At 31.1% G+C, this 20,973-nt stretch carries 18 protein-coding genes; all 18 read left to right on the top strand.

The window, feature by feature from the left end:
* Nucleotide 1: 1 nt before the first annotated feature.
* Nucleotides 2-1,186 (top strand): aminotransferase class I/II-fold pyridoxal phosphate-dependent enzyme, encoded by a 1,185-nt coding sequence (locus AB3M96_RS02240; protein WP_412965939.1) that lies wholly within the window; start codon nucleotides 2-4, stop codon nucleotides 1,184-1,186.
* Between the two features lie 14 nt (nucleotides 1,187-1,200).
* Nucleotides 1,201-2,307 carry a glycosyltransferase family 1 protein gene (locus AB3M96_RS02235; protein ID WP_412965938.1) on the top strand — a complete coding sequence of 369 codons (1,107 nt, stop codon included), beginning with the start codon at nucleotides 1,201-1,203 and terminating at the stop codon, nucleotides 2,305-2,307.
* 16 nt (nucleotides 2,308-2,323) lie between these two features.
* Nucleotides 2,324-3,502: a glycosyltransferase gene (locus tag AB3M96_RS02230; protein ID WP_412965937.1), complete on the top strand. Its 1,179-nt coding sequence runs from the start codon at nucleotides 2,324-2,326 to the stop codon at nucleotides 3,500-3,502.
* Between the two features lie 13 nt (nucleotides 3,503-3,515).
* Nucleotides 3,516-4,547 carry a glycosyltransferase family 2 protein gene (locus AB3M96_RS02225; protein ID WP_412965936.1) on the top strand — a complete coding sequence of 344 codons (1,032 nt, stop codon included), beginning with the start codon at nucleotides 3,516-3,518 and terminating at the stop codon, nucleotides 4,545-4,547.
* A 16-nt stretch (nucleotides 4,548-4,563) separates the two neighbouring features.
* The gene (locus AB3M96_RS02220) at nucleotides 4,564-5,739 is read left to right on the top strand and encodes a CDP-glycerol glycerophosphotransferase family protein (protein WP_412965935.1); all 1,176 of its coding nucleotides are present in this window, start codon (nucleotides 4,564-4,566) and stop codon (nucleotides 5,737-5,739) included.
* Nucleotides 5,726-6,142: an FAD synthase family protein gene (locus tag AB3M96_RS02215; RefSeq protein ID WP_412965934.1), complete on the top strand. Its 417-nt coding sequence runs from the start codon at nucleotides 5,726-5,728 to the stop codon at nucleotides 6,140-6,142. The genes AB3M96_RS02220 and AB3M96_RS02215 overlap by 14 nt, the downstream gene beginning before the upstream one ends.
* 18 nt (nucleotides 6,143-6,160) lie before the next feature.
* Complete coding sequence (locus AB3M96_RS02210) at nucleotides 6,161-7,165, top strand: glycosyltransferase (protein WP_412965933.1); 1,005 nt, start codon at nucleotides 6,161-6,163, stop codon at nucleotides 7,163-7,165.
* Nucleotides 7,166-7,195: 30 nt separating this feature from the next.
* Nucleotides 7,196-8,395 carry a glycosyltransferase gene (locus AB3M96_RS02205; RefSeq protein WP_412965932.1) on the top strand — a complete coding sequence of 400 codons (1,200 nt, stop codon included), beginning with the start codon at nucleotides 7,196-7,198 and terminating at the stop codon, nucleotides 8,393-8,395.
* An 18-nt stretch (nucleotides 8,396-8,413) separates the two neighbouring features.
* Nucleotides 8,414-9,604 carry a glycosyltransferase gene (locus AB3M96_RS02200; protein ID WP_412965931.1) on the top strand — a complete coding sequence of 397 codons (1,191 nt, stop codon included), beginning with the start codon at nucleotides 8,414-8,416 and terminating at the stop codon, nucleotides 9,602-9,604.
* Between the two features lie 21 nt (nucleotides 9,605-9,625).
* A complete protein-coding gene (locus AB3M96_RS02195) occupies nucleotides 9,626-10,801 on the top strand; it encodes a glycosyltransferase (RefSeq protein ID WP_412965930.1) in 1,176 nt (391 codons plus the stop codon).
* A 14-nt stretch (nucleotides 10,802-10,815) separates the two neighbouring features.
* Nucleotides 10,816-11,781, top strand: a complete 966-nt coding sequence (locus AB3M96_RS02190) for a glycosyltransferase family 2 protein (protein ID WP_412965929.1) — start codon at nucleotides 10,816-10,818, stop codon at nucleotides 11,779-11,781.
* A 119-nt stretch (nucleotides 11,782-11,900) separates the two neighbouring features.
* Nucleotides 11,901-13,139, top strand: a complete 1,239-nt coding sequence (locus tag AB3M96_RS02185; protein WP_412965928.1) for a phosphotransferase — start codon at nucleotides 11,901-11,903, stop codon at nucleotides 13,137-13,139.
* 167 nt (nucleotides 13,140-13,306) lie between these two features.
* Nucleotides 13,307-15,103, top strand: a complete 1,797-nt coding sequence (locus AB3M96_RS02180; protein WP_412965927.1) for an ABC transporter ATP-binding protein — start codon at nucleotides 13,307-13,309, stop codon at nucleotides 15,101-15,103.
* A 32-nt stretch (nucleotides 15,104-15,135) separates the two neighbouring features.
* Nucleotides 15,136-16,149 carry a phosphotransferase gene (locus AB3M96_RS02175; protein ID WP_412965926.1) on the top strand — a complete coding sequence of 338 codons (1,014 nt, stop codon included), beginning with the start codon at nucleotides 15,136-15,138 and terminating at the stop codon, nucleotides 16,147-16,149.
* A 431-nt stretch (nucleotides 16,150-16,580) separates the two neighbouring features.
* Nucleotides 16,581-17,651, top strand: coding sequence for a polysaccharide deacetylase family protein (locus AB3M96_RS02170; RefSeq protein ID WP_412965925.1), 1,071 nt, complete (start codon nucleotides 16,581-16,583; stop codon nucleotides 17,649-17,651).
* A gap of 104 nt (nucleotides 17,652-17,755) precedes the next feature.
* Nucleotides 17,756-18,928 carry an acyltransferase family protein gene (locus AB3M96_RS02165; protein ID WP_412965924.1) on the top strand — a complete coding sequence of 391 codons (1,173 nt, stop codon included), beginning with the start codon at nucleotides 17,756-17,758 and terminating at the stop codon, nucleotides 18,926-18,928.
* A gap of 69 nt (nucleotides 18,929-18,997) precedes the next feature.
* Entirely contained in the window at nucleotides 18,998-19,999 is a 1,002-nt protein-coding gene (locus AB3M96_RS02160; protein ID WP_412965923.1) for a glycosyltransferase family 2 protein, read from the top strand.
* 44 nt (nucleotides 20,000-20,043) lie between these two features.
* On the top strand, nucleotides 20,044-20,946 hold the full coding sequence (gene rfbA, locus AB3M96_RS02155; RefSeq protein WP_412965922.1) for a glucose-1-phosphate thymidylyltransferase RfbA: 903 nt from the start codon (nucleotides 20,044-20,046) through the stop codon (nucleotides 20,944-20,946).
* Nucleotides 20,947-20,973 lie beyond the last annotated feature (27 nt).

Genomic DNA, 20,973 nt, shown 5'->3' with positions numbered 1-20,973 from the left:
AATGCAAAAGGAGGTGCATTGTTTGAATAAGTCTAAGATTTTTTTAGCTTCACCTCATATGAGTGGAAATGAGTGGAAGTATATTAAAGATGCATTTGATACTAACTGGATAGCACCATTAGGTCCAAATGTTGATTTTTTTGAGAAGGAAATTGCATCATACGTAGGAGTCAGTGAAGCGGCAGCAGTTAGTTCAGGAACTGCAGCAATTCATCTGGCTCTTTCTTTATTAGGAGTAAAACAAGGTGACACTGTTTTTTGTTCAACACTAACCTTTGTAGCGAGTGCGAACCCTATTATTTACCAAGGTGCTGAGCCGGTTTTTATTGATTCGGAACCAGAAACCTGGAATATGTCTCCATTAGCTCTTGAGTTGGCATTAAGAGAAGCTGCGGAGAAAGGAAAGCTACCAAAGGCGGTAATAATAGTTAATTTATATGGACAGAGTGCTAAAATGGATGAACTTGTGAACCTTTGTAACCAATACGAGGTACCAATAATCGAGGATGCTGCCGAGTCACTAGGTTCCACCTATAAAGGGAAACCAAGTGGTTCCTTTGGAAAGTTTGGGGTCTATTCATTTAATGGAAATAAAATTATCACGACTTCTGGGGGGGGAATGCTAGTATCAAAAGATTCTGCTGCCATAAAAAAAGCTAGATTCTTAGCAACTCAAGCAAGGGATCAGGCGAGACATTACCAACACAGTTTAGTTGGTTATAACTATCGTTTGAGTAATGTTTTAGCAGGGATTGGAAGAGGCCAGCTAGAGGTTTTAGATAAAAGGGTTCAAGCCAAACGAGATATTTTTAATAAGTACTATAATGAGTTTTCTCATTTTCCAGGATTTGAGTTTATGCCTGAGTTAAAAGATACTTACTCAAATCGATGGCTAACTGCTTTAACAATCGATGAGGATTTGGCTGGGATTTCTGTGAATGAGGTCTTAGAAAACATGGCTTATGAAAATATTGAAGCAAGACCTGTATGGAAGCCGCTGCACCTTCAACCTCTATATAAAAATTCGAAATACTATTCACACAGAGAAGGAGAAGATGTTTCTAGTCATTTATTTAAAAACGGACTCTGTCTTCCTTCAGGAACGAACATGACCGAAGAAGACCAAATGAGAGTTATTGATTGTATAAAAAGAACGTTAGCATTAAAGCATCCAGTTGGGCTATAAGGAGAATTACCAGTATGAATAAGCCAAAAAGAATCCTTCATATAGTTGGTGCTATGAATCGAGCAGGAACTGAAACAATGTTAATGAATATATATCGAAATATTGATAGAGAAAAAATCCAGTTCGATTTTATCTCTTATAGCCATCAGGATGCTCATTATGATGAGGAAATCAGTCGATTGGGTGGTAAAGTTATAAAACTAACAAATACACAATCCATTAAGCAAATCGTTCAGGCTATAAGAAGAAACGGTCCCTATATAGCGGTACATTCTCACACATTGTTTCATTGTGGGACTGCTAATATTGCCGCAAAGCTAGCTGGTATCCCAATAAGAATTGCTCATGCTCATACTACCTTAGATCATTCAGATAGTGTCATTAGAAAAGTGTATATAAGACTGATGAGAAATATTATTATGAATGTTTCAACACATTATTTAGCATGCAGCAAACAAGCTGGACATTATTTGTTTGGACAAAAGGGAGTAAATAAGCCAGTTTTTCATTTTTTTCCTAATCTAATAGATTATGCACATTTTCTAGAAGTTGAACAAGATAGAGTGGAGCATTTTAAAGAAGAAGCAGGACTACAGGGATACAAGGTTATTGGCCACATTGGGAGATTTATTGAAGCGAAGAATCACAGATTTCTATTAGACATCTTAAAACATATAGTTAGTAAGGACCCGAAATGGAAGCTTCTTTTAGTAGGTGATGGAGATTTAAGAGACCAAATCGAGGAACGAGCGAAAACAGAACGTTTAGGAAATCATATCGTATTTGTTGGTGTACGAAGTGATATACCAACAATGTTACATAGTATGGATGTTTTTGTATTTCCTTCAATTTATGAAGGTTTAGGACTCGTACTGTTAGAGGCACAAGCAAGTGGAGTGCCTTGTATAGTTTCTGAAGCAGTTCAACCAGAAGCAGACCTAAACATCAATTTAGTTTCAAAGCTTTCTCTTGAAGATAGTGCTGATGTTTGGGCTAATAAAGTTCTTTCAATTATTGGAAAAAGGGAAGAAGAAAAAGGAAAAATAATAAATGGTTTTAAAAAAAGTGGATACGAATTCGAAAAGGGAATCTTTAAATTAATGAAACTATATGAGGTTTAGTTTTTGGGAGGGACATATGAAGAACGTATTAATTTCTTCATTTGATATGGAGGTAGGTGGCGTAGAACGAAGCTTAATAAGCATGCTAAATAATTTTGACTACAACAATTATCAGGTAGATTTAATGTTATACAGTCATTCTGGTGATTTTATGAATTTGCTTCCGGATACACCTACATTATTAGATGAGCAAAAAAAATATAAAACATTTAGAATGTCTATCGGTCAAATTATGAAAAAGGGTCATCTTCCAATTGTAATGACAAGGCTCTTTTCAAAATATAAGGCGATATTTGATAAGTCACCAGAAAAAGGGTATAAGCAAATGCAATATATGTGGAAGTACTCATTACCATTTTTACCAAAGCTAGAAAAAAACTATGATGTTGCTATTAGCTATTTATGGCCACATTATTTCGTTGCAGAAAAAGTCAATGCAAAAACAAAAATAGCATGGATCCATACTGACTTCTCAACTGTTAATACAGATGAAGAATTGGATATACAAATGTGGCAAAAGTTTGATTACATCGTTGCGGTTTCACAGGAATGTAGGAATTCATTTATTAAAAAGTATCCAGTATTGAAACGAAAAGTAAAGATTGTTGAAAATATAACGTCCCCAGAACTCGTAATCTCGTTGGCTCAAGAAGAAATTGAGAATCCTATGATCCACGATCGTCGGTTCAAGTTAGTCACTGTAGCAAGGTTTTCTCATGCAAAAGGAATCGACAATGCAGTAAGAGCATTAAAGCTATTAAAAGACAAAGGATATGATGACATAGCATGGTATGTCGTAGGTTATGGTGGAGACGAAAGGATAATTAGACACTTAATTAATAAATATGAACTCCAGGATTCCTTTATCTTATTAGGAAAACAAATTAATCCATTTCCTTTCATGAAAGCAGCTGATCTTTATGTGCAACCATCAAGGTATGAAGGGAAAGCTGTAACGGTAGGAGAGGCGCAGATATTATCTAAGCCGGTTATGATTACTAATTATCCTACAGCAAATAGTCAAGTTCGAAACGGCCATGATGGGTTAATTTGTGAATTATCAGTTGAAGGCATTGCTGAGGGAATTGAAAGGCTTTATTTAGACAATGGACTAAGAAGTGAGCTTGTTACTAACTGCAATAAAACAAACTTTACCAATACTAAAGAATTAGAAAATTTATATCAAATTCTATAGGAGGGAACAATACATGTTACCCAAGGTTAGTGTTGTTGTTCCTGTTTATAAGGTTGAAAAATATATTCATAGATGTGTGGATAGCATACTTAATCAGACATATAAAAACTTAGAAATCATCTTAGTAGATGATGGATCTCCTGATAGTTGTGCGGAAATTGTAGATTCTTATGCTGAAAGTGATTCACGAATCATTGCCTTACATAAGGAAAATGGTGGGTTATCGGACGCTAGGAACTTTGGGATGAACTATGCTACTGGAGAGTATACGTTTTTTATAGATAGTGATGATTGGGTAGAGACCAATATCATTGAAACTCTTGTTTCCAATAGTGTGAGGTATAAAGCTGATGTTGTACAATCAGCTTTTTATTATGCCTATGAAGATTATTTACTATACGATAACAGGTACTATTCAAAAGACGATACGCCTACTATTCTTGACAACCATACACTTATGACAGAATTGGTCATAAATGAAAAGGTGAAGAATTTTGCATGGGGAAAGCTTTATAAAACAGAGTTAATCAAGGATCTCCCATTTAAAAAGGGTGTCTTATTTGAGGATGTCTTTTGGTCGCATCTTGTCATGCATAGAGTGAAGATGTACCTAATGATTCATCAGCCAATGTACTACTATTTACAACGAAGTGATAGCATTGTGGCAACGTATAGTCCTAGAAATTTAGATATTTTAAAAGGGTTAAAGGTTCGACATACATTCATTGAGAAGCACTATAAAGAATTATTGAAAGAATCTTATAAAAACATTCTACGAACCAGTCTTATACACTATAATCTGCTATCAATAAATTGGAAAAAGGATAGCAGAGTACATAGGAAAGAGATTCTAGGTTATATAAAGGAGCATTATTCTAGTTTCACAATAGCAGCAGAGGATGATACCCAATTGAAGACACAATTATTTTTGTTCTCGATACATCCTACACTGCAAATGCTGTACCTTATTTTGAAAAAGGTACTACGAAAGTTTCATATTATCTCACAGCCTAGAGCTCTTGAACGATTTGAAATATCAAAATAGAAAGGAGGATTCGCATTTGAATAAACTGAAAAAATATATTTGCCTCGTCATCATTTATATTTTTAATTGTTTTCCTATAAAACATAATAAAATTATGCTTTTTAGCTATTACGGAAGTCAATATGGCTGCAATCCAAAATATATTACTGAATATATTCTTAAGCATTACCCAGCAGATACCTTTGATCTTGTTTGGGCTTTTACTGATATGAAATCAAAACATCATTTATTAGGTGTCCGCAAAGTGAAGATGATGTCTATTAAATACTTATACGAATTATGTACATCAAAAGTACTCATTACTAATTTTAGAACAACTGATTTATATGTAAAAAGAAAACAACAGTATTACATCCAAACCTGGCATAGCTCACTTCGATTAAAGCAAATTGAAAAAGACGCAGAAACCTCACTACCTCAGGATTATATTAAAATGGCTAAACGAGATTCAGCAAAATGCGATTTATTATTATCGGGCTGCATGTTTAGTACAGATATTTTTAAAAGAGCATTTTGGTATAGTGGAAAGATCTTTGAATTCGGTACACCACGTAATGATGCTTTGTTTTTAAATTCTGTAAAAAAAAATGAAATTCTAAGAAGTTTACACATCAATGGAGCTCAAAAGATTGTTTTATATGCACCAACGTTTAGAAAGAATAATAGTGTTGAAGTTAATAATTTAGAGTTTCAAAGGGTTTTAAAATCCTTACAAAAAAAGTTTGAAGGAGAATGGACCTTACTAGTAAAGCTACATCCACATTTAATAGCTACTTCTAAGGATTTCATTGAGAAAGCATCAAATGTGATAGATGTTACTTCATACGATGATATTCAGGAATTATTAGCAATCTCAGATGTATTAATCTCAGATTATTCTTCTCTGATGTTCGACTTTTCGATAACAAATCGTCCGTGCTTTTTATATGTACCAGATATGAATGAGTACATACAAAACGACCGAGAGTTATATTTTGATATACATGATCTACCTTTTATTGCGGCAACAAGCAATGAGGAAATGGAAAAGAAAATCGAGAATTTTAACTACGACCTATACAGAAGTAAATTACGTAACTTCTTAATCAATATTGGATCGTTTGAAGATGGTAAAGCAAGTGAACATCTCTTAAAAGAAATTAAGCAGGTTTGTTTTAGGAAGCAAGGGAGGGAAGTTTATGAAGCAGTATAAAATTGGCTATACGACTGGGGTTTTTGACTTGTTTCATGTGGGGCATCTAAATATCTTAAAAAGAGCGAAAGAACAATGCGAATATCTAATAGTTGGAGTAAGTACGGATGAATTGGTTATGAGTTATAAGAACAAACAACCGGTTATCCCACATGAGGAAAGAGTTGCGATTGTAGAAGGTATAAAATATGTTGACCAAGTTGTACCTCAGCTAAACAGAGATAAATTCACCGCCTGGGAAGATATTGGTTTTGATGTGATGTTCGTTGGCGATGATTGGAAAGGTAATTATCTCTTTCAACAAGTTGAAGAACAATTTAAACAGGTTGGAGTTGATATTGTTTATTTTCCGTATACAAAGGGTGTGTCATCGACGATTGTAAAAGAGAAAATTAAATTATAAGGGAATGGATAGGTGTTTATGAAACCTGCTATTAGTATTATTGTTCCAGTATATAATTTGGAAGAATACCTTAGAGATTGTATTGATAGTATACTAGATCAAACATTTACCGATTTTGAAGTCATTCTTGTGAATGATGGTTCCACGGATGGTAGTGGGAAAATCAGTGATGAGTATGCAATTAAAGATAACAGAGTAAGAGTTATTCATAAGGAGTATAGGGGAGTTAGCTCTGCAAGAAATGCTGGGATAAATGCAGCCAAAGGTGAGTACATTGGATTCATAGATGGGGATGACTACATTGACCCCAAAATGTATAGCAGTCTATACGAAATATGTACTAAAATGAATAGCGATATCTCGATTTGTAAGTTAGGAAGAGTAGTTAATGGAACATTAATTAATAGTGGTGAGAAAGAATTTGTAATAGAATTGAATCATTTGGATTCCATGAATGAGCTTTTTAAAGGTGCACTTTATAGGTTTTCATTATGCAATAAACTTTTTAAGAAAAGCTGCTTTAAAAATATCCAATTCCCAGAAGGACGTATTCATGAAGACCTATCAACTACTTATAAATTATTTGCTAATGCCAATAAAGCTGTGTACACAAACTACATTGGATATATGTACGTAAAAAGAGAAAATAGTATATTAACTTCAACATTCAATGAAAAAAGACTGGATGCTTTTTTGGGTTGGGATGAGATTTTACGTTACATGAGTCAGAAATATCCGCAGCTTTCCGAGACTGTATTTACAAGTTTTGGTTATTGGTGTGTAGATAATGTTTATTATGTTTTAAATCAAGTTGTCGATAAGGACGAGAGGAAAAAATATTTAAAAATGATTCAAAGCTGTGTTAGAAAATACTACGGTGAGATTATCAGGAATGAGTCATTGTCATTAATGTATAAATACCTAATTTCATTATTGAATTATAACCTAAGATTATTGGTAATTATAATTACCTTAAAAGGCTCAATAAACGCAGGTAGGATTAGAACCTTTTTCCAGATTTAGAGTTATAAATTATAAGATAGGGAGATTAATTTGAAAAAGAAACTCTTATTTTCAATTGACTCATTAGATGTTGCTGGTGCAGAAAAAAGTTTAGTAACACTATTATCAATGTTAGATTATAAAAATTATACAGTAGATCTAATGCTATTTGCACATGGAAAGGTTTTAGAGGAATTGGTTCCGAAAGAAGTAAACATCTTAAAACCATTGGAATATACTAGATTTACCGAATTAAGCTTAAAAGAGGCTCTGTTCCATTCTGTTAAGAAATTTGATTTTAAAATGTTATCTTCTAGGGCTAACTATTCCACTGAAATAAGGAAGAAACAATACAGTAATTCACAGAAAGCCAGAATTTATTGGCAAAGTGTTTCAAAAGTAATTGAGAGTAATCCAAAAGCATATGATATAGCTATTAGTTATGCCCAAGGTGTTCCAACGTTTTATGTTGCTGAAAAAGTAAAAGCTAAGAGGAAATTTGCATGGGTCAATGTAAGTTATCGATTAGATGAACAAGAAAAAAGATTTCAAAAAAAGTATTATGATCAATATAACAATATTATTGCAGTATCAGAGTCAACAAAAGAAGTATTTATCGAGACATTTCCTGATTATTCTCAAAAAATGAAGGTGATTTACGATATAAATAATCCTTACTTTATTAAGAAGATGGCCGATGTAGGGGAAAGTTATGATGATCACTTTGATGGTATAAGAATTCTTACAATTGGAAGACTTGCCAATCAAAAAGGGTATGATATTGCATTAGAAGCATGTAAGAGGCTCAAGGAAAGAGGAATAAATTTCAAATGGTATGCAATAGGTAAGGGGCCTTTAGAAAGAGATATTAGAAATTATATTGACGATAATGATTTATCTAAGAATTTTATTTTACTAGGTGTGAAGGCAAATCCATACCCATATCTAAAGAACTCGGATATATATGTTCAAACATCTAGATTTGAGGGGTTTGGACTTGCGATAGCTGAGGCTAGGATGCTGAATATACCTGTTGTTACAACTAGATTTGATGCTGTTTATAATCAAATGGTGGATGGGAAAAATGGTCTTGTTGTAGATATGGATTCAGAAGCAGTAGCAGATGGAATAATAAGAATGATACAAGATACCAAATTGAAAGAAAGTATTATTAATTATTTGAATAAAGAGCAGAAAGGGAATGTTGAAGAAATAGGAAGATTTTACCAATTGATTGATTATTCAAATTAGGAAAGAGTGCATAGCAAAATGAAAAAAAAGTTACTATTTATGGTGAAAAATATGAATTTGGGTGGAACAGAAAAGGCTCTACTAAATATGTTAAGTGAGATACCAAATGGAACATATGATATTACGGTTTTAATGTTAGAGAAATATGGTGTCTTTTTAAATGATATACCAAGTGGAATTAAAGTTGAATACTTAAATGGCTTTGCTAATATAAAAGACAAAATAAACAACCCACCTCTCATTACTGCTAAAAATCTTTTGTTGAAAGGTAAAGTTACAAGCGCGATTTATATTACTGTATTACACTTAATTTCAAAAGTTACTAAAAATAGAATTCAATTTTATAATTATATATTTAAAAATTTTCCCACCTTGAAAAATGAATATGATATAGCTGTAGCTTATGCTGGGCCAATGGACATCATAAGCTATTTTATTGCATATAAGATTAATTCTAAAAAGAAAATTCAATGGATTCATTTCGATTTAGAAAAAATTAATTTTAATAAAGAGTTTGCCGAGAAAATATACCCCAACTTTAATAAAGTATACGTCGTTTCAGAAGAAGCGAAGAAGCAATTAGAAAACGTGCTACCCCAATTAAGAGAAAAGATTGAGGTATTCTTTAACATTCTCTCCTCTAATTTGATGGCTTCGGAGGCAAGTAAAGGTGAAGGGTTTAACGATCAATTTAAGGGTACTCGTATTCTTACTGTTGGAAGATTGACAGCACAAAAGGGTCAGGATTTAATACCTGGTATATTATCAAGACTAATTTCAGAAGGATATGATGTTAAATGGTATTGTGTTGGTGAAGGGAACAGTCGCTTCGAGATTGAGAAATTGATTAATGAATATAATCTAGAAAATCACCTTTTATTATTAGGAAATATAAAAAATCCTTATCCATATTTTAAAGAGTGTGACCTTTACGTTCAACCATCTAGGTTCGAAGGGTATTGTATTACTCTTGCAGAAGCAAGAGCATTTAACAAACCAATTGTAATTACTGACTTTGTTGGTTCGGAACAAATATCTGATAAAAAAACTGGTTTAATAGTTAAGTGTGATCAAGAACAGTTGTACAGGGCAATAAAAAACCTATTGGATGATACGGATTTTAGGATTCAACTTACTAACAATCTAAAAGAAGAAACTGTAGACACTGTTTCTGAATTAGATAAACTTTACAAAATTGTTGGTAATTAATCTATTACTCTAGGGGGAAAAATGAAAAAAATTTTATTTATGGTCACAAGTATGAATATTGGGGGGGTTGAAAAGTCATTACTCTCTTTATTATCAATTATACCAAGAGATAAATTCGAAGTGACAATACTGCTTTTAGAGAAAAAAGGTGGGTTTCTAGATTCTATTCCCAGTTGGGTAAAAATAGAGGAAACAAACTGGTTTCATGAAATAAAACCCATAATAATGCAGTCACCTTACATAACAATTAAAGGTTATTTTAAATCAAAGAAGTATTTAAAAATGCTTCATTTTATTATTTCATACTTGATCGATAGAAAGTTTGACAATCGATATTTTTATTACAAAGAAATATTAAGGAAAGTACCCAATTATAAAAAATCTTACGATATTGCAGTGGCTTTTCAAGGACCAACCGATTTAATTGATTTTTACATTTTAAATAAAGTTGATGCAATGAAGAAAATCTCATGTATACACTTCGACATCTCTAAGCATAAGATCAATGAAAAATTCTACAAAAAACTATATCACCGATTTGATAAGTTGTTAGTTGTTTCAAAAGAAGCAAGAAACCGGTTAATTGAAAAATTTCCTAATTTAAATAAAAAAGCACATGTATTTTATAATATTGTTTCGAATGAATTGATAGAAACTATGGCTAAAGAAAGTATCGATTTTGATGTTGACTATAAAGGAATAAAAATTGTTACTGTTGGAAGGCTTTCGAGAGAAAAAGGTCAAGATTTAGCAATTAAAGTTTTAGCAAAGTTACATTATGAGGGCTATGAAGTTCGTTGGTATTGTGTAGGGGATGGTAAGGAAAAACAAGAATATGAAAACTTGATAAATTCCTATGATTTAAATGGAAAATTCATCCTGATTGGTGCAAAGATAAATCCTTATCCTTATATAGCTAATGCAGATATATATGTCCAAACATCTAGACACGAAGGGTATTGTTTAACTCTAGCAGAAGCAAAAATATTAAACAAACCAATTGTAACAACAAATTTCACAGGAGCCAGTGAACAAATTGATAATGGTCAAACTGGTTTTGTTGTCGAATTTAATGAAGTAAAACTGTACGAGAAACTAAAGCATCTAATAGAAAATAAGTATGAGAGAGAGCGAGTAACAAAGGAAAATATAGTATTTAAAACAACGCACAATAGCTTTTCAAATTTTATAAGTTAGAAAGGACTAGAAAGATGAATCCAAAGATTAGTATCATTGTTCCAGTATACAAGGTTGAAAAGTACTTGCAAAAGTGTGTTGACTCTATTTTGACACAGACATTTAAAGATTTTGAGTTGATACTTATTAATGATGGTTCACCTGATAATTGTGGAGACATATGTGATGAATTTGCAAATATGGATTCTAGAGTAAAAGTAATTCATAAAGAAAATGGTGGGCAGGCTTCTGCAAGAAATAGGGGACTAGATATAGCTAGAGGTGATTACATAGGATTTGTTGATAGTGATGATTGGATAGAACCAGATATGTATGAAATATTATATTCTATTTGCCAAGAAAATAAGTGTGATATTGCAAACTGTTCAAGTATAATTCATTATCCTAATAGACGAATAACAAATGGAGGGCACTCGTTAATCATTCATAATAGAAATCAAGCAATGAGGGCTTTGATAGAAGGAGATCTATATGATGAAGTAGTGTGGACAAAGTTGATAAAAAGGGAATTATTTAATGAGTTACGATTTACAGAAGGGATAATGTATGAAGATACCGACTTTACATACAAGTTAATTCATCGTAGTAAGAAAGTTTGTTGCATAGGAGCTCCAAAGTATAATTATATAAAACGTGAAGACAGTACTATGGAAAGAGCCTTGAAAAACATAAGTATTGATAGAGTTTTAATTTATGAGAATATGTCAAACTTTATAAGTTCTAACTACCCTAAGGTAGGAAAGATGGTTGCTTTAAAACTTGCAAACAGCGCAATGGTAGTACTAAATTTAATCGTAAAAAGTGATGATTTCAATAGGTACAAAGACAATTATTATAAAGTAGCAGCTATTTTAAATAAACATTTTAGTGAAACGGTTAGACTTAAAGAATACCCAAATAAAGTAAAGCTTTTATTAGCTGCTACCAAAGTTCATCCAATTATGTATAAAATCATAATTAATAACTTATCTAAAGGTTGAAATTGTTGATAGTTTAAGTATGTCGAATATTTAACTATAAATTTAAAATTAATAGTTCTGATATTTGAAATTATTGAAACAAGTAATCATTATGGGTCTCCAAGTCTGGAGGGAGAAGAATGCAATTATTATATAAAACCTATAAAACTTTAAGTAATGAAGGAATAGAAGTTTCTTTAAAAAGGATCTTAGTTTGGAAAAGAAATAAAAAGTTAAATAGACTTTTAAAACTAAAAAAATGGGAAAAGGCAGTCAACGTAGCTAAAAGTCTTGTGGAACTACATCCAAATAATGTTGATTATCGGTTAAAATTAGCAAAGTGTTATCAACAAACAGAAAATAGAGAAATGGCATTTTATACTTTACAGAGAGGGATGGGGATAAGAATAAATTTGAAAGAAATAATAAAAATGATTGAAACTGATCTTAATTCAGACCATCCTATCGCTTCTAAATATCAATATTTAGGGGGATGGCAAAATTTAGGTCTTATTGAACATTCACAAAGTAATAATGGTAATAAATTAATCACCAAGATAGCTTCATTGGAAGCAAGTAAAAATGAGTTATTGTTTTATTCAAAAATTAGCAGGTTATATTCAGAAATTCAATATTTTTTGCCAAAAATAATTAATATTCGATTTATAGAACAAGATAGATTATGTTTAATAACAATGGAAAAAATCTCAGGTGTTATTCCCCATATCGATGAGAGAATAATAAAAGATGTTATTAAAATAAATGAAACTATCAGTCTTATGACATATAAGGATTTAGATAAACTATTTGAGATTCCAACAGCTAGATTAGAGGAAATAACACCTAATAAAATGATGTCATTTCTTGATAATTCTTTTTTTATTAACGAAGAAAATATGAATAGAAAAATATTTAAATCCATGTTTGAACATATGTTGAAGTTTAAATATTCAAGTAAATCTTTGATGTTAATAAAAGACCTCGAATCTATAATTGTTGATAATCAAGCATATCACCTGATTAAACCAGAGCATCATTATAGTGTACAACACGGTGATTTTAGTCTTGGGAATTTCTTATATGATAAATCGATGGATAAATTATTTATTATAGATTGGGGACACATGAGGGTTGGTCCGAGATGGAGTGATTTAGCTGGTTTTTTTGGTAGGTACAAATTCTCCTTTTCGAAAGTAAATAAGTTATTCCTCATAGACAAAAATAGCGGGGGAAAGTTAGACGTTATTGAAAAATTATTCTTTACATATCTCCTTATTGTTGTATGGTTTGTTGTAATGAGTCGTGAAGAATTTGAGCAGAATATTAATTTTTGTTTATTACCAGCTCTTAATTATTTGAGGTCGTTAGAAAAAAAATAAATGTAATGAACAATGTAGGTTAAGTATCGTAAAGTTAGTAAAAATATGTTGATTTGTTCTTTATAAAGAACTATACTGTAAAGAACAAATATTATTGGGGTTATTTAGAAAATTATTATTAATTGCTTAACTGGACAGAGTTTATTTATACGAAGGTTGTGAAAATAATGAAGGATGCAATAATAAAATTGCTAACGTTAATAAATAAAAACGAAAAGAAAAAATTAGTAATCCTCTTATTTATGATGATCATTGCTGCTTTATTCGAAACTTTAGGAATAGGATTGATAGTCCCATTTGTAGGAATTGTTACAAATCCTTCAATTATTCAAGAACAAGCTAGTTTATCGTATATATATAACTTGTTTAATTTTAATTCAACCACTAGTTTTATAATATCTGCTGTAGTGACCTTACTTATAGTTTTTATTGTGAAAAATTTATACTTACTTTTATTCCAATATGCACAAAGCAGAGTTATATTAAATCAACAAGTAAAAATGTCTGGAAGATTATTTAAAGAATATTTAACGAAACCATACTCATTTCATTTACAAAGAAATTCCGCTACCCTACTTCGGAATGTAAATAGAGAGGTATCAAAAGTTTTTAACGGAATAGTTATGTCTGGCTTTCACTTACTTACAGAAATATTAATAATTTCTTTTATACTAGTATTGCTAATAGTGACATCGCCAATAGCAACTATAATAGTAACATTTTTATTAGGAGGATGTGTTCTCCTATTCTTTAAATTCTTTCGAAAAAAAATTAGTGAGTTAGGTCAGGAACAAAGGGAAATTGGGGCTGTTTTGATTAAATGGGTTAATCAAGGTTTAGGAGCTAGTAAGGAAGTTAAGGTAACCGGAAAAGAAGACTTTTTCGTTAATGCCTATTCAAAACAGAATCAAATTATGGCTAAAAATAGTATATTCATGAGAATCTTAGAGTTAGTACCAAGACTATTTATTGAGACCGTATTAGTTTTAATCGTGTTATTGATGATGATGATGATTGTTTTCCAAGAAATTGATACTACAGAGTTGGTATCAACGATGGCGTTATTTGCAATGGCAGCGTTTAGACTCATGCCATCTATAAATAGAGTTGTTGGATTAATAACTAATATTCGTTATAATGAACCGGCTTTATCTATAATATATGAGGACTTATTCATGAATCGAGATCAAATAGTTAGCCAAGAAATGAAAGATAATTATATTACAAAATTACCATCAGTCTTTGGAAAAAGATCATTTACTAAAGAAATAAAATTGGTAAATGTATCTTTCCGGTACCCTAACCAAAAGAACCTATCAGTTAATGACGTATCATTAAGTATTCCGATTGGTAAGTCCGTTGCTTTTATTGGTGAATCTGGTGCAGGGAAAACAACAATTGTAGATATTATATTGGGGCTTTTCGAGCCAGAAAAGGGATCGGTAATGGTTGATGGTAAGAATTTATTTGAACAAAGAGCATTATGGCAGCAGAAAATTGGTTATATTCCTCAATCAATTTATTTATCAGATGATACAATTCGAGGAAATGTGGCATTTGGAGTTGAAAGTACCCAAATAAAGGATGAAGATGTCTGGAGAGCTCTGGAACAAGCCCAGTTAAAAGAATATGTTGAATCACTACCTGACAAATTAGAAACGAATGTTGGAGAACGAGGAGTTAGACTCTCAGGGGGCCAGCGACAACGAATTGGAATTGCAAGGGCCTTATATAATAACCCTGAAATTCTATTCATGGATGAAGCAACCTCAGCTCTAGATAATGATACTGAAAAAGATATTATGAGAGCATTTGATGGATTAAAAGGCGAAAAAACTCTTATTATAATTGCTCATAGAATAAGTACGATTGAGAATTGTGATATTGTATACAAAATCAGTAATGGTAAGCTAGTTTCAACTACTAGTAATTTAGAACAAACAAGAATGTTCTCAAGTATGTAATTAATATATTTTCATGGATTAGGTGAATAACAATGTCCCAATATTTATCTTTGAATAAAAATATAAGTATAAATAAAAATACTTCTGTAATTTCTTTACCAATACTCTTATACCGATGTAAGCCATTAATGCCAAAAAATCATTTTAAAAGACTTAGAGTTGTTATGAAGTATCTGCTTCTATATATGAAGAATGGGGCAAATGAAAAAACAATAGGAGTCAATGGAGAAATTGCATTAAGAGTGGGTTATAACAATTATAAAGTTATAAACATGAAAGATAATATTATCTATACAGTTTACACTGAAGAAAACGAATCAATTATTTTTGAAAGTCTTGAATATAGGACTGAAAGTTTAATGTATGAAAAAATACTCGAAATCGATCAAATAAACAAGATTATTAAAGGTCAATTTTATAATGGGCATCACCCAAACCTTACAAATATAAACAACAAATACTGCAAACAAAAGCTAGGAGATTTGTTTGTAAATTTATTAACAAAATCGAAAGTGAAAGAAATAAACTCTATATGTTATGTTGAAAAACAACTTAATGATTCGTTGGATGTACTGAATAGAAATACTGAAAAAATATCAAATGAGCAATATCAATATGTAAAAACATTCCTTTTATCTAATTATGGAGAATTTATTAGAAATTCACCAGAAGAGAATATGCAACTTACCTTAAGCCATGGAGACATAAAACAAGACAATTTACTTGAATCGAATGGTGAAGTTGTGTTAATAGATTGGGAATTTTGTGGTTTTCGTTCTCCGATGTATGATTTCATAAAATTTAAGAGAAGGTTTTCATCATATGGAGATATATTTTTTTTAGATATCAAAAAAATAATTATTAATTATCTTATATCTTCAAAAAATAGAAGTTTGATCAAATACTTTCAAAACGATAGTAAAAAATATATGAATATTTTTTACTTAGAAGATATTAATTTAAAATTAAAGCAATTTGAAACAAGACGATTTGCAAGGGACTTTTCTAGAATCATAAATCATATTAAGGGTATCAAAAACGAATAATATTAAACCTGGAGGAACTTTTTACGGTTGTGGATAAGTAGGCGTATCGGTATTTCTTCTTTAATTGGTAAATGGATTAGAAATGATGATATAAAAGTAAGTTTTATTTTTTGAAACATTGTTCTTTATTGAGAATAGAATTCAAACTTAATAATTCGGTGATGTCTCCTTCCCGATATCTATGGAGGCACTCGGTCATATTGTGGGTAAGATTACCTTAGACACAAGTTGTCAATGATGTGATGTGAGGGTGGGTTAGATGCCCGTTATTTAAAGTTTTAAAGCTATGTTTTTTTATTTGGATCTTTAAAACATATAGTTAAGGATTGTAACATTTTTAAATGAAGAGGTGCACCATTCTTATGATAATATATAACAAATTAAAAAGGCAGTACTCAGACTGGAGATATTGGCAAGTCTTGTATCGTAATATGAAGAAGAATGGTGTAAGAAGTAAAGAATTAGCATCTGAGTTTACCCCTTATTTAAATAAACCCGGAATTGTTTTTTCCTTCGATGACAGCTTTCGTGTACAAGATTGGTATAAATATGGAAGGGAATTGTTTGGATTTTATGATGTAAAAGTAACATTTAATGTTAATGCTTTTCATCATTATGAAGGGAAAAGGGAGCTATCTCAATCTGAAATTGATTTATTGATTGATCTACAATCTTATGGGCATGAAATTGCTCATCACGGATATAATCACAGAAATGCTGTAGATTATGTAAATCAACTAGGAGTAAAAAAGTGGATACAGGATGAAATAATAGCACTATTTGATTGGTTAAATAAACAAGCACACTCTGTAACAGGTGAAAAATTTAAAAAGCCTGTCACTTTTGCATTCCCTTATTTCCGTTATAACGACTCGATACTAGAGGAAATAGTCCCCACATATTTTCGGATAGCAAGAGGTCATTTAAGAGGAAATTACCTATCTCAAAATAATTTAACTGGATTTGCCCCATCTATTTGTATAGATAGTCATTATCTAATTAACAAAAAAAATATAAAAAAAGTAATTAATTTCGTAAAAAAATCTGGAAGTAATTTAATTTTAACATGTCATTCACTTTTGCCTGAAGACGTTGGTTGGGAAAGGTTTGGGTGGGAAATGGAAAAGCATGAACAAAGATGGCGTACATCTCCGGAGATTATCGAATTTATTATTAACGAAGCAAAGAAAGTTGATTTGGAATTTTATACGACAGCAGAACTAAGTGGGGTTGCAAATTTCATTGATCGGAATTTTGAAAAGTATATTAGGGATTTATTCTCTATCGAGCCAGACCAGTGTATATTTATTTCAGATTTAATATCCATAAAAGAATTAGATTTAAGTAATAAGAACATAACAAATTTGGATGGGATACAGTATTTTTTAGGTCTAGAGAAATTGGATATCAGTAACAATAATATAACTGATTTAAGATTACTAGGAAAATTACCAAATTTAAACTTACTATCTATGAATAATAATCTAAGCAGGAAGTTATAAAATAATGATGTTTATCCCATCAATGATAATAGCTATGAATTAATTTCATGTTAGGTTGGCTGGATTAATAATTTTGATTCAAAGTTTTTAGGGAGAATAAAATAATGAACAATCGTATCGAACAATTAGATTCAATTCGGGGTTTAGCTGCATTAGTAGTTGTCTTTAACCATTTACCGCTTGTTTTACTTACATTACCTCCTGTAGCTATTTACCTTATAAGATATCTTGGAATTGATAATGGTCATAGCTCGGTAATGCTATTCTTTGTTTTAAGTGGTTTTGTATTATCTTTGCCATTTTTAAAGCATAGAAAAATAACTTTCCTGCCATATTTAGTTAAGAGGGTCTTTAGAATATATAATCCATATATCTTCGCTATCACAGTAGCAATAGTTCTATCCCAAATATTTATGGATGATGAAGTTGAGTTAGTAAAAGATTGGGATATGTTGTGGAGCACACCTATTACTGTGAAGTTGATACTAGAGCATATCTATTTTCTAGGTAATATTCACTCTAACACTTTCAATGGTGTAATTTGGTCTCTGATTCATGAACTAAGAATATCAATAATTTTTCCGTTTATTGTATTATTTATTAGACGTTATAACTGGAAGATAAGTATTTTTACATGTTTTGGGTTGTCTTCAATAGCGGGTATCAATAATATTTTCGAATTACAAGTATCTAACGGATATAATGTTACTTACTTTGCTACTATCCACTATACCTCTCTTTTTATATTGGGTGGTGTTCTTGCAAAATATAAAAAGGAAATAATATCATTCTTTAAAAAACTTCATATTAGTATAAAGTGTACTTTCCTTATTTCTTCCTATTTAATATATAACCTTGGAGAAATAATTATTCATTCATTGCACAGAATTACAAATATTAATATATTATCAACGTATTTCTATATTTTTGTCGAATATCTTATAGCGTTAGGATCAATAGGATTAATAATTAGTGCATTAGGTTCTATTAGAATAGGAAAATTTCTATTAATAAAACCAATCTTGCTACTAGGAAAGATATCATACAGCTTGTACTTATACCATTTACCGGTAATTTTAGTAACCATCTATTTATTTCATAGAATATTTCCATTATGGATTATATGTCTAGTTGGCTTTTTTTTAAGTATTGTAATATCTACAGTTGCATGGAGATTAATTGAAACTCCTACTATTAAGTATGGAAGAATCGTAGCTTCTAAAATTAGTGAAAGAAAAAGGTTGAAGGAATCAAAATCGGTGAAAAATACAGCTTAATGTCATTTGAGTAATTTCCATAAGGTATTATAAAAAGCAGATTTATTTGCAATCTTAGGAAGGTGTTATATGAAAAGTAAGTTAAGCATCATAGTACCAGTATACAATCTTGAGAGCTATTTACCAAAGTGCGTTGAATCAATATTATCCCAATCCTTCTCTTATTTCGAAGTAATTCTTGTCAACGATGGATCAACAGATAAAAGTGGAGAGCTTTGCGATGAATATGCAAAATTAGATAGCAGGGTTAGAGTTATTCATAAAGAAAACGGTGGAATTGGTTCGTCACGAAATGCTGGTCTTGAGATAGCTAAAGGGGAGTATATCGGTTTTGTTGATAACGATGATTATATTAATAAATATATGTTTGAAGAACTTTATAAAAATGCAATCGAGTTTTCATCCGATATCGTAGTTTGCGATTATCTTAGTGTCGAAGAAGAACAGTCAGTAGATAAAGAGAAGTTTTCTTTTAATTACAGTGTCCAAAATTTTAGTAATAAAGGAGCTTTACATTTCATTTATGAGAATATGGATAAAGATACATTTATCTATCCTTGGAATAAACTTTACAAAAGATCATTATTTGATGATATAAAATATGAACATGGTAACATCTATGATGATGAAACTGTAGCTCATAAGCTTTTATATAAGAGCAACAAAGTCACTTATATTCAAAGTGAGTTATATTACTATGTTCAAAGAAAAGGTAGTCAGATAAATTCACCCTTTTCCACTAAGAAATTTGGAAGAGTGTATGCATTAAAAGGCAGAGAGGAATTTTTTAGAAATAAGAATGAATTGGAGTTACACCAAAAAGCACTTAAGCATTATATGGAGGTATTCTTTTGGTATTACTATGTGGCTAAATCTAATTTAAAGGGCATAGATAAAGAGTTAAGAAAGTTAAAACAAACCTTAGATAATAGTTTAATACATTTAATGAAATTAAAAAATATAAGCACCAGACAAAAATTTATGTGTGTGTGTTTTAGAATACATCCAGCTATGTATGAATTTATTCGAGATACAAAAATAAAAATAAGTGAAAAGCAGCACCTCAGTTAATTTGAGGTGTTTTTTTAATTATTTAAAATTGGGGTGGTCCTACGATGAAGGGAATCATACTAGCAGGTGGAAGTGGTACACGGTTATATCCATTAACAAGATCTATCTCTAAGCAACTATTGCCAATCTATGATAAACCAATGATTTATTACCCGATGTCAGTTTTATTGCTAGCTGGCATTAAGGATATTCTAATAATTTCAACACAAGAGGATATACCACGTTTTAAACAATTATTGGGTGATGGTTCGGAGTTGGGAATCCAATTATCCTACGCTATCCAAGAAAAACCAAATGGGTTAGCGGAGGCATTTCTTATTGGAGAGGAATTTATTGGTGATGATGATGTAACTCTTATCTTAGGTGATAACATTTTCTATGGCCATGAATTCATTTCAACTCTTGAAAGAGTAAGTACGCAATTAAATGGTGCAACCATTTTTGGTTATCATGTTAAGGACCCGGAACGATTTGGAGTAGTTGAATTTAATCCCGATGGAAAAGTATTGTCTATTGAAGAGAAGCCAAGTTTTCCAAAATCAAACTATGCTGTAACAGGTTTATATTTCTTTGATAATCAAGTTGTCGAGATTGCAAAGCAAGTAAAGCCATCCAATAGAGGGGAATTAGAAATAACAGATATTCTAAATGAATATCTAAGAAGAGAACAATTAAAAGTTGAATTGTTAGGTCGTGGCTTTTCATGGCTTGATACTGGAACACACGAATCATTGCTTGAGGCTTCACAATTTATCGAAATCATTGAAAAAAGGCAGCTGTTAAAGGTGGCTTGTTTGGAGGAAATCTCTTTTAATAAGGGATATATTTCAGAAGCAAAGCTACTAGAGTTAGCTGAGCCTCTTAAGAAAAGTGAATATGGTCAATATTTACTTAGGTTAGTAGCTATGAATAATTTCAATAAGGCTGAAGTCGAACTAGTGAAATAATCAATATTATAGTTAACTAAATATATC

Source organism: Ferdinandcohnia jepli (assembly GCF_047246645.1).
Lineage (GTDB): Bacteria > Bacillota > Bacilli > Bacillales > Bacillaceae_L > Ferdinandcohnia.
Note: the sequence above shows the minus strand (reverse complement) of the source record. Positions and strands in the feature narration are given on the sequence as shown.

What these genes read in the sequence shown, in the direction of transcription:
- AB3M96_RS02240 (WP_412965939.1), top strand. Translation starts at nt 2, where the DNA reads ATGCAAAAGGAGGTGCATTGTTTGAATAAGTCTAAGATTTTTTTAGCT.
- AB3M96_RS02235 (WP_412965938.1), top strand. Translation starts at nt 1,201, where the DNA reads ATGAATAAGCCAAAAAGAATCCTTCATATAGTTGGTGCTATGAATCGA.
- AB3M96_RS02230 (WP_412965937.1), top strand. Translation starts at nt 2,324, where the DNA reads ATGAAGAACGTATTAATTTCTTCATTTGATATGGAGGTAGGTGGCGTA.
- AB3M96_RS02225 (WP_412965936.1), top strand. Translation starts at nt 3,516, where the DNA reads ATGTTACCCAAGGTTAGTGTTGTTGTTCCTGTTTATAAGGTTGAAAAA.
- AB3M96_RS02215 (WP_412965934.1), top strand. Translation starts at nt 5,726, where the DNA reads ATGAAGCAGTATAAAATTGGCTATACGACTGGGGTTTTTGACTTGTTT.
- AB3M96_RS02210 (WP_412965933.1), top strand. Translation starts at nt 6,161, where the DNA reads ATGAAACCTGCTATTAGTATTATTGTTCCAGTATATAATTTGGAAGAA.
- AB3M96_RS02200 (WP_412965931.1), top strand. Translation starts at nt 8,414, where the DNA reads ATGAAAAAAAAGTTACTATTTATGGTGAAAAATATGAATTTGGGTGGA.
- AB3M96_RS02195 (WP_412965930.1), top strand. Translation starts at nt 9,626, where the DNA reads ATGAAAAAAATTTTATTTATGGTCACAAGTATGAATATTGGGGGGGTT.
- AB3M96_RS02190 (WP_412965929.1), top strand. Translation starts at nt 10,816, where the DNA reads ATGAATCCAAAGATTAGTATCATTGTTCCAGTATACAAGGTTGAAAAG.
- AB3M96_RS02185 (WP_412965928.1), top strand. Translation starts at nt 11,901, where the DNA reads ATGCAATTATTATATAAAACCTATAAAACTTTAAGTAATGAAGGAATA.
- AB3M96_RS02180 (WP_412965927.1), top strand. Translation starts at nt 13,307, where the DNA reads ATGAAGGATGCAATAATAAAATTGCTAACGTTAATAAATAAAAACGAA.
- AB3M96_RS02175 (WP_412965926.1), top strand. Translation starts at nt 15,136, where the DNA reads ATGTCCCAATATTTATCTTTGAATAAAAATATAAGTATAAATAAAAAT.
- AB3M96_RS02170 (WP_412965925.1), top strand. Translation starts at nt 16,581, where the DNA reads ATGAAGAAGAATGGTGTAAGAAGTAAAGAATTAGCATCTGAGTTTACC.
- AB3M96_RS02165 (WP_412965924.1), top strand. Translation starts at nt 17,756, where the DNA reads ATGAACAATCGTATCGAACAATTAGATTCAATTCGGGGTTTAGCTGCA.
- AB3M96_RS02160 (WP_412965923.1), top strand. Translation starts at nt 18,998, where the DNA reads ATGAAAAGTAAGTTAAGCATCATAGTACCAGTATACAATCTTGAGAGC.
- rfbA (WP_412965922.1), top strand. Translation starts at nt 20,044, where the DNA reads ATGAAGGGAATCATACTAGCAGGTGGAAGTGGTACACGGTTATATCCA.